At 69.9% G+C, this 8,019-nt stretch carries 9 protein-coding genes; 6 read left to right on the top strand and 3 right to left on the bottom strand.

Annotated elements, in window-relative coordinates; all coding sequences use genetic code 11:
* Nucleotides 1-142 precede the first annotated feature (142 nt).
* The gene (locus OPU66_RS11880) at nt 143-709 is read right to left on the bottom strand and encodes an HNH endonuclease (protein WP_160591034.1); all 567 of its coding nucleotides are present in this window, start codon (nt 707-709) and stop codon (nt 143-145) included.
* Nucleotides 710-801: 92 nt separating this feature from the next.
* Between OPU66_RS11880 and gluQRS the strand changes: the two genes are divergently transcribed.
* The 6 genes from gluQRS to OPU66_RS11850 all read left to right on the top strand — a co-directional run bounded on the left by gluQRS (nt 802) and on the right by OPU66_RS11850 (nt 5,968).
* The gene (gene gluQRS, locus OPU66_RS11875) at nt 802-1,674 is read left to right on the top strand and encodes a tRNA glutamyl-Q(34) synthetase GluQRS (RefSeq protein ID WP_498553858.1); all 873 of its coding nucleotides are present in this window, start codon (nt 802-804) and stop codon (nt 1,672-1,674) included.
* Nucleotides 1,675-1,683: 9 nt separating this feature from the next.
* Complete coding sequence (locus OPU66_RS11870; RefSeq protein WP_498553857.1) at nt 1,684-1,911, top strand: hypothetical protein; 228 nt, start codon at nt 1,684-1,686, stop codon at nt 1,909-1,911.
* 18 nt (nt 1,912-1,929) lie between these two features.
* Nucleotides 1,930-2,499, top strand: coding sequence for a cob(I)yrinic acid a,c-diamide adenosyltransferase (locus OPU66_RS11865; RefSeq protein WP_498553856.1), 570 nt, complete (start codon nt 1,930-1,932; stop codon nt 2,497-2,499).
* Between the two features lie 82 nt (nt 2,500-2,581).
* Nucleotides 2,582-3,844: an ergothioneine biosynthesis protein EgtB gene (gene egtB, locus OPU66_RS11860; protein ID WP_498553855.1), complete on the top strand. Its 1,263-nt coding sequence runs from the start codon at nt 2,582-2,584 to the stop codon at nt 3,842-3,844.
* On the top strand, nt 3,835-4,815 hold the full coding sequence (gene egtD, locus OPU66_RS11855; RefSeq protein WP_498553854.1) for an L-histidine N(alpha)-methyltransferase: 981 nt from the start codon (nt 3,835-3,837) through the stop codon (nt 4,813-4,815). Before egtB ends, egtD begins: the two co-directional genes overlap by 10 nt.
* A gap of 154 nt (nt 4,816-4,969) precedes the next feature.
* Entirely contained in the window at nt 4,970-5,968 is a 999-nt protein-coding gene (locus tag OPU66_RS11850) for a LacI family DNA-binding transcriptional regulator (protein ID WP_498553853.1), read from the top strand.
* Here OPU66_RS11850 and OPU66_RS11845 read toward each other — a convergent pair.
* Together OPU66_RS11845 and OPU66_RS11840 are read right to left on the bottom strand one after the other, a co-directional pair.
* Nucleotides 5,960-6,886, bottom strand: coding sequence for an ROK family protein (locus tag OPU66_RS11845; protein ID WP_498553852.1), 927 nt, complete (start codon nt 6,884-6,886; stop codon nt 5,960-5,962). The genes OPU66_RS11850 and OPU66_RS11845 overlap by 9 nt on opposite strands.
* A complete protein-coding gene (locus OPU66_RS11840) occupies nt 6,874-7,971 on the bottom strand; it encodes a glycoside hydrolase family 68 protein (protein WP_498553851.1) in 1,098 nt (365 codons plus the stop codon). Before OPU66_RS11840 ends, OPU66_RS11845 begins: the two co-directional genes overlap by 13 nt.
* Between the last annotated feature and the right edge of the window lie 48 nt (nt 7,972-8,019).

The raw sequence follows: 8,019 nt of genomic DNA, 5'->3' as shown, positions 1-8,019 counted from the left end.
CCCCACCCGGCCTCCCACAGTGTATCCTGCCGTTGGGAGGCCGGGTGGGGGTGCGGGCCGGTGCCGCCCCCGCGCCGAGAGGCGCGGCACAAACAACGCCGCCCCCGCGCCGCGAGGCGCGCGAACAAAACCGCGCAAAAAACTAGGCCTGAAGCTCGACGTCCCAATAGAGCCAGTCGCGCCAGCTTTCGTGCAGATAATTCGGGGGAAAGGCGCGGCCATGGTCCTGCAGCTGCCAGCTGGTCGGCCGATAGGGCTGTTCGTGCAGGCCCATGCCGGCTTCGCGCGGCGTCCGCCCGCCCTTTTTCAGGTTGCAGGGCGCGCAGGCGGTGGTGACATTTTCCCAGGTGGTGCGCCCGCCATAGGCGCGCGGGATGACGTGATCGAAGGTCAGGTCGCGCGCCGCGCCGCAATATTGGCAGACGAACCGGTCGCGCAGGAACAGGTTGAAACGGGTGAAGGCGGGGTGTTGCGAGGGTCTGACATATTGCTTGAGCGCGATGACCGAGGGGAGCCGCATCGCGCTGGTCGGACTTCGCACCTGCTTCTCATAGGTCTCGATGATGTCGACCCGGTCGAGAAACACCGCCTTGACCGCCGACTGCCATGGCCACAGGCTGAGCGGGTAATAGCTGAGCGGCGTGTAATCGGCGTTCAGAACCAGCGCCGGGCAACTGTCCGGGTGGCGTATGAGATCGGGATGGTACAAGCGCGCCTCTCCCTCGTTCCGACCGTGGCAATGCCCGGCCAAGATGCCGCAGGGATGACATTTGCCGGGCAAAAGGGTCAAGCCGATCCACCATGTTATCCACAGACTTGATCACACGCTTCGCCCCCAGCCCGACCGGCCTGCTGCATCCCGGCCATGCGCTGTCGGCGGTGATCGCGCATGACCGGGCGCGGGCGGCGGGCGGCCGGTTCATCGTGCGCATCGAGGACATCGATGGCGGCCGCGCGCGCGAAAGTTTTGTCGAGGCGATTCTCGCCGATCTGGCCTGGCTGGGGCTAAGCTGGGACGGCCCGGTGGTGCGCCAGTCGGCGCGGCTGGCGCTCTACGGCGCGGCACTCGACCGGCTGCGCGCGCTGGGGCTGGTCTATCCCTGTTTCTGCACCCGGGCCGATATCGCGCGCGAAATCGCGGCCAGCCAGTCCGCCCCCCATGGCCCGGACGGGCCGCTTTATCCCGGCATCTGCCGCCCGGCCGCGGGGCAGGGCAAACCCGATCTGTCGCGGCCGCATGCCTGGCGGCTGGACGTCGCCCGTGCGGCGGCACTTGCCGGCCCGCTGTTCTGGACCGACGAGCGTGCCGGGCAGGTGGCGGCGCGGCCCGATCTGCTCGGCGATGTCGTGCTTGCGCGCAAGGATGTGCCGACCAGCTATCATCTGGCGGTCGTCACCGACGATGCCGATCAGGGCGTCACGCTGGTCGTGCGCGGGGCCGATCTGTTCCACGCCACCCATGTCCACCGGCTGTTGCAGGCGCTGCTCGACCTGCCGGTGCCGGTTTATCACCATCACGGCCTGATCCTCGATGCGGACGGCCGGCGGCTGGCCAAGCGCCACGGCGCGCCGACGCTTGCCGATCTGCGGATGGCGGGGGCGGACCCGGAGATCATCACCGGGGCGATCAGAAATGGCGGTGCGCCGCTTGGATTCCGCCGCGACGATGCCTAGATAGCGGCGATGACGACGATCCTTGCCCTGCTTCTCATCGTCGCGATGCTCGCGACCCTGTTCATGCTGATCCGGGGCGTCGTGGCGTTCCTCAAAACCACCGAAGCCGATCTGAAAGCGCAAGGATCCGGGCCGAGCCAGTCGGCCCTGCGCCAGAACAAGGCGATGATGGGGCGCATCGTGTTTCAGGGCGTGGCGATCATCATCGCCGCGCTGCTGCTGCTGCTGTCGCGCTGATCTGATCCTTCCCCCGCAATGGTCAAGCTCAACCGCATCTACACGCGCACCGGCGACGATGGCACGACCGGGCTGGTCGATGGCTCGCGCGTGCCCAAAAGCGCCGCCCGGCTGGCGCTGATCGGCGATGTCGATGAAGCCAACAGCGCGCTTGGCGTCGCCATCGCCGCGCTGGGCGACGATCCGGTGGTTGCCGATCTGAAGCGCATCCAGAATGATCTGTTCGATCTGGGGGCCGATTTTGCGACTCCGGGCGAAAGCTTTGCCCCGTCCGAGATGGTGCTGCGCATCGTGCCGGCACAGGTCGCGCGGCTGGAGGCGGAGATTGACGCGATGAACGCCGATCTCGCGCCGCTCACCTCGTTCATCCTGCCCGGCGGCACGCCCGGCGTTGCCGCGCTGCATCTGGCGCGCGCCATCGTCCGCCGTGCCGAGCGCACCGCCGTGGTGGCGGCGGGGCAGGTGCCGCTCAACCCCGAGGCGCTCGCCTATCTCAACCGCCTGTCGGACCATCTGTTCGTCGCGGCGCGGCTGGTTGCCAGCCGCAATGGCGGCGACGTGCTGTGGAAACCGGGCGCGACCCGCTGAACGGCGAAGGCGCGGCGGTGCTGCGGCGCTGCGCCGATCCGGTCACGACAGTGTCGCGCGCACCGGCTATGATAGCCGTAAGATGAGTGCCGCCCGCCCTTTCCGGTCCGATCCGCCCGCGTCGGATCTCGCTGCCCGGTTTGCGCAGGTCCGCGCGCTCAGCCTCGCGCTCGTCGCCGGGCTGAGCGACGCCGATGCGACCGTCCAGTCGATGGACGATGCCTCGCCCGCCAAATGGCATCTGGCGCACACCAGCTGGTTCTTCGAAACCTTCATCCTGCGCGATCTGCCCGGATATCGGCCGTTCGATCCCGCCTTCGCCTATATGTTCAACAGCTATTACGAGGCCGAAGGCCCGCGCCACCCCCGGCCGCAGCGCGGCCTGCTGACGCGCCCGTCGCTTGACCAGATCCGCGCCTATCGCGCCCATGTCGATGCGGCGATGGACGGGATATTGGCCAGTCCGGAACCCGACCGGCACGCGCTCGTTGAGCTGGGCCTTGCCCATGAACAGCAACATCAGGAGCTGCTGCTGACCGATCTGCTGCACCTGTTCGCGCAGAATCCGCTGCATCCGGCGCTCTGGCCGCAGCGCCGCATGCCGGCGTCGCCGCCCCCGGCCATGGGCTGGCGCGACGGGGCCGAAGGGGTGGTCGAGATCGGCCATGCCGGGCCGGGCTTTGCCTTCGACAATGAAGGGCCGCGCCACCGCGTGTTGCTCGCGCCGCACCGGCTGGCCGACCGGCCGGTTACCGCCGGCGAATGGGCGGCGTTCATCGCCGACAAGGGCTATCAGACGCCTCGCTGGTGGCTGGCCGATGGCTGGGCCTTTATCCAGCGCGCGCAGATCGAGGCACCGCTTTACTGGCAGCGCGACGGCGAGGGCGGCTGGCTGAGCTTCGGGCTGGATGGGCTGCACCCGGTCGACCCTGCCGCCCCGGTCACGCATATCAGCCTGTTCGAAGCCGATGCCTTTGCCGCCTGGGCCGGGGCGCGGCTGCCGACCGAGTTTGAATGGGAAGCCGCTTTTGCCGGCGCGGACCCCATGGCAGGCAATCTGCTCGACGCCCCCGGCGCGGTGCGCCCGCTGTCCGGCGATCACGGCCCGTTCGGCGGCGTCTGGGAATGGACGGGCAGCGCCTATCGCCCCTATCCCGGCTTCCGCACCGCCCCCGGCGCGGTCGGCGAATATAATGGCAAGTTCATGAGCGGGCAGTTCGTGCTGCGCGGCGGCAGCTGCGCCACGCCGCGCGGGCATGTCCGCGCCAGCTATCGCAACTTCTTCTATCCGCATCAGCGCTGGCAGTTCACCGGCCTGCGCCTCGCTCGCGATCCATGCAGCTGACCGGCGTGCATCCGGGCGGGCGGGCGATGGCGGCCGATCCCGCCTTCCGCGCCGATGTGCTGGCCGGGTTCCGCATGCGGCCGCGCGCGATCCCGGCGCGCTGGTTCTACGACCATCAGGGCTCGCTGCTGTTCGAAAAGATCACCGCGCTGCCCGAATATTATCCGACCCGGGTCGAGACCGCCTTGCTCGCCAGTGCCGCGCCCGACATTGCCCGCGCGGTCGGGCCGGGGCGCGCGGTGGTGGAGTTCGGATCGGGCTCGTCGGTCAAGACGCCGCACATTCTGGGCGCGGTGCGCCCGGCGGCCTATGTGCCCATCGACATTTCCGGGGAGTTTCTGCGCGAATCGGCCGCGGCGCTGGCATCGGGCTTTCCACGCCTGTCGATCCTGCCGGTTGAGGCCGATTTCATGCTGCCGATCGAACCGCCGCCCGCGATTGCGGCGCTGCCCAAGCTCGGCTTTTTTCCCGGATCGACGATCGGCAATATGGTGCCGCGCACCGCGGTCAACCTGCTGCGCGCGATGGCGGAAACGCTGGGCGAGGGCGCGATGCTGCTGATCGGCATCGACCGGGTGAAGGATGTCGGCACGCTGATCGCCGCCTATGACGATGCCGCCGGGGTGACCGCGCGGTTCAATCTCAACCTGCTCCACCGCATCAACCGCGAGCTTGATGGCGACATTCCGGTCGACGGCTTTGCCCATCGCGCGCGCTGGAACGATGACGAGGCGCGCATCGAAATGCATCTGGAGGCGGTGCGCGACCTGAGCTTCACCATCGCGGGCGAGGCGTTCGCGATCGCGGCCGGCGAGACGATCCATACCGAAAACAGCCATAAATATGGCCCGCGCGAGGCGCGGCTGCTGCTGCGCGCCGGGGGATGGAGCCCGGTCAAAGAATGGACCGATGCCGATGACCAGTTCGCGCTGATCCTCGCCGAATCGCGCCCGCCCGGCACCGCGCCATAACCCGGCTGCCGATCCGCGCGTCCCGGATCGGCCAAGATGTTCGTTTGACGCAGTTTCCGCGCCGCCGGATGATCCGGCTCGGCGCGCTAAATGCGCGCGCGACATGCGCACCGCCGGGCTGGCGGGGGGCGGCCGGCCATGGCATGGAACCGGCATGAAGGCTCCGATCGGTTCGCTTGCCGAGCTGGCCAGACTGGCCGGCGTTTCCGTTTCCACCGTGTCGCGGGCGCTGGCGGGCAATCCGGCCATCCGCGCCGAAACGCGCGAGAGGATCGGCGCGCTGGCGCGCGAGCATGGCTTTCGCATCAATCAGGCTGCGCGCAATCTGCGGCTGGGGCGCACCGGCGCGATCGGCGTCGTGCTGCCGCTGGGCCATGAAACCGGCCAGCATCTGTCCGACCCGTTTTTCATGAGCCTGCTCGGCCCGCTCGCCGATGCGCTGACGGCGCGCGGGCGCGACCTGCTGTTGTCGCGCGTGATCCCCGAAGCCGATGACTGGCTGGATGCCATTGTCGATTCGGGGCGCGTCGACGGCGTGATCCTGATCGGCCAGTCGGACCAGATCGACGTGATCGAGCGTGTCGCGGCGCGCTTTCGCCCGCTGGTCGTCTGGGGGGCGGCGGTGCCCGGCTATGCGCAGCTGACCGTCGGCACCGACAATGTCGCCGGCGGCCGGATGGCGGCCGCGCATCTGCTGGCGGCGGGCCGGCGGCGGCTGGCCTTTTTTGGCAATCCGGCAGTGCCCGAATTCGCCGCCCGCTATCAGGGGTTTTGCGCCGCGCTGGCCGAGGGCGGTGGCGAGGGGCGGGTGGTGCCCGTCCATCTGACCAGCGATGCATCGGCGGGCGAGATCGCTCAATATCTCGACGGCGGACCGCCGCCCGACGGCATCGTCGCTGCATCCGACATGATCGCGATGAGCGCGATGAGCGTGCTCGGCGCGCGCGGCATCGCCGTGCCCGATCAGGTCGCGGTGATCGGGTTCGACGACATTCCGCTCGCCCGCTACACCAGTCCGCCCTTGTCGACGGTGCGCCAGCATGTCGCGCGCGGGGCGGAGCTGCTGGTCGAGCTGTTGTTCGCGCGGATCGAGGGGCGCGACGCGCGCTCGGTCACCATGGCTCCCGAACTGGTGCTGCGCGGATCAGGCTGAGGGGGTGGGGGAAGCAGGCCCGGCCGCTGCGATTTCGCCGAGTGCGACCGCGCCCAGCGGCCCCGCATCGGCCCCTAGCGCGGGGGCCGTGATCAGCCGGTTCAGCCTGTCGGGTGTGACCGGGGCCAGATAGCCGCCCAGCATCTGCGCCGTCGCCGCGCGCAGATGCGGCAGCAGCACCGCCCGCCCGCCGACGCCGCCGCCGATCAGGATGCGCTGCGGCGACAGGATCAGCAGCATGTTGGCGATCAGCGTCGCCAGTTCGGTGGCGACTACCGGCCAGATCGGATCATCGTCCCCGATTTCGTCCGCCGGCCGCCCGGTGCGCGCGGCGATGGCCGGGCCGGACACCAGCCCTTCCAGACAGGCACCATGATAGGGGCAGATGCCGGCAAAGCCCGTATCCGGCGCAATTGCCGGGCGGACATGGCCCATTTCCGGGTGCATCAGGCCGTGAAGCGGCCGGCCATTCACCACCGCGCCGCCGCCAAGGCCGGTGCCGATGGTCAGATAGGCATGGACCGACAGGCCCTGCGCCGCGCCCCAGCGTCCCTCGGCCAGCGCCGCGCCATTGACGTCGGTGTCGAGCGCGATCGGCAGGCCGAAACGGCGAAACGGCGCGATCAGGTCGACCCCCGCCCAGCCGGCTTTGGGCGTGGTCGTCAGCCGGCCGAAATCGGGCAAGGCCGGATCGAGGCAGAGCGGCCCGAAACTGGCAATGCCCAGCCCCGATATCGCCGCGCCCGCCGCCTGCCACCCAGCCAGCGCGGCGATCATCGCGCCCAGCGTCGTCTCCGGGGCTTCGGTCGGAACGCGGACGCGGTCGAGAATCCGGTTGCCCTCAGCCAGCACGGCGATGGCTTTGGTGCCGCCCAGCTCGATCCCGGCAGTGAGCGGCGCGCCCGTCATGCCAGCCATGCCCGGTCGCCGGCCAGCATCAGGTGCAGCGTCGGCGCAACCGTGCCGCCGAAACAGGCCCGCGCCTCGGCCACGCTCGCCGGCGCGCGCGGCAGGCCGATCATGTCGGCAAAACTCAGCACCTGCAGATCGGCGGTCACCCACCAGCTATAGGCCTGATGCGGCGCGGCCGGCGGGTTCGCAAACACCAGACCCGATCCGTTGAGCGGGCGATAGGGGCCGCCGATCCGCTCTGCCACCATCCCGTACAGCCCGGTCGGCCCGGCGGGGCCGGCAGGGTCGAACACCTTGGCCTGGGTCGACCAGAACAGATAATAAAGCCCGTTACGGTGGACGATGTGCGGGCGTTCCAGCTCGTTGTTCAGCCCTTCGGCGGCGATCAGCGGCGGCAGCAGCCGCCAGCCCGCGCCCTCGGCCACCGCCCAGCCGATGGCGCCGTTGAACGCCGCTGCCGACCCGCCGAGCGAGGCGGCGAACAGCAGATGGTCGCGCCCGGTTGCGGGATCGTGGAAAAAGGCCGGGTCGCGAAACGCCTTGATCGTGCCGATCGCGCCGCCCCCGGCCATGTCGGTCTGGTAGTGAACCCCGTCGGCCGCGACGGTTTCGCGCGGGAGGCTCCAGTCCCCCGGCCGCAGCCCGTCGAGCCGGGTTTCGGTGACGAACAGCCGCTGGTCAAAGCTGGTCGCCGCCTCGCCCCGCTGCCCGGCGGCGGTGAAATGCATGGCAAGGGTGACACCATCATCGGCGAGCACCGCCGATCCCGACCATTCGCGGCTGCCCGGCGAAAAGCCGTCGGGAAACAGCAGGCCGAGATCGGTCCAGCCGCCCGCCGCCGTTCGGTGCATCAGCCGCAGCCGGGCAATGCCGTGGCGGGCATCCGGGTCCGACCCCATCGGGGCGGACAGGAAGATCGCCAGCATCCCGCCCGCAACCGGGGCAATCGCGCCGCGCCGGTCCTGCACCGGCCACCAGTCCCACAGATCCGCGCCGGCCAGCAGCCGCGGCGCATCCGCCGGGCCGATCACCGGGGCTGCGGCCGGTTCGGTCAGCGCCCGCAGATGCGCGCGCGTCCAGTGGCTGGTCATGGCCGTGCCCGTGCCGTCCGGCCCGGGCAGGGCGCTATCCGCCCGGGC

Source organism: Sphingomonas sp. URJC2 (assembly GCF_059803575.1).
The sequence above is the reverse complement of the archived record's forward strand: the minus strand, read 5'-3'. Positions and strand labels throughout refer to the sequence as shown.

Excerpts from the sequence above, each read along its gene's own strand:
- gluQRS (WP_498553858.1), top strand. The coding sequence starts at position 802 with ATGTTATCCACAGACTTGATCACACGCTTCGCCCCCAGCCCGACCGGC.
- OPU66_RS11870 (WP_498553857.1), top strand. The coding sequence starts at position 1,684 with ATGACGACGATCCTTGCCCTGCTTCTCATCGTCGCGATGCTCGCGACC.
- OPU66_RS11865 (WP_498553856.1), top strand. The coding sequence starts at position 1,930 with ATGGTCAAGCTCAACCGCATCTACACGCGCACCGGCGACGATGGCACG.
- egtB (WP_498553855.1), top strand. The coding sequence starts at position 2,582 with ATGAGTGCCGCCCGCCCTTTCCGGTCCGATCCGCCCGCGTCGGATCTC.
- egtD (WP_498553854.1), top strand. The coding sequence starts at position 3,835 with ATGCAGCTGACCGGCGTGCATCCGGGCGGGCGGGCGATGGCGGCCGAT.
- OPU66_RS11850 (WP_498553853.1), top strand. The coding sequence starts at position 4,970 with ATGAAGGCTCCGATCGGTTCGCTTGCCGAGCTGGCCAGACTGGCCGGC.
- OPU66_RS11845 (WP_498553852.1), bottom strand. The coding sequence starts at position 6,886 with ATGGCTGGCATGACGGGCGCGCCGCTCACTGCCGGGATCGAGCTGGGC.
- OPU66_RS11840 (WP_498553851.1), bottom strand. The coding sequence starts at position 7,971 with ATGACCAGCCACTGGACGCGCGCGCATCTGCGGGCGCTGACCGAACCG.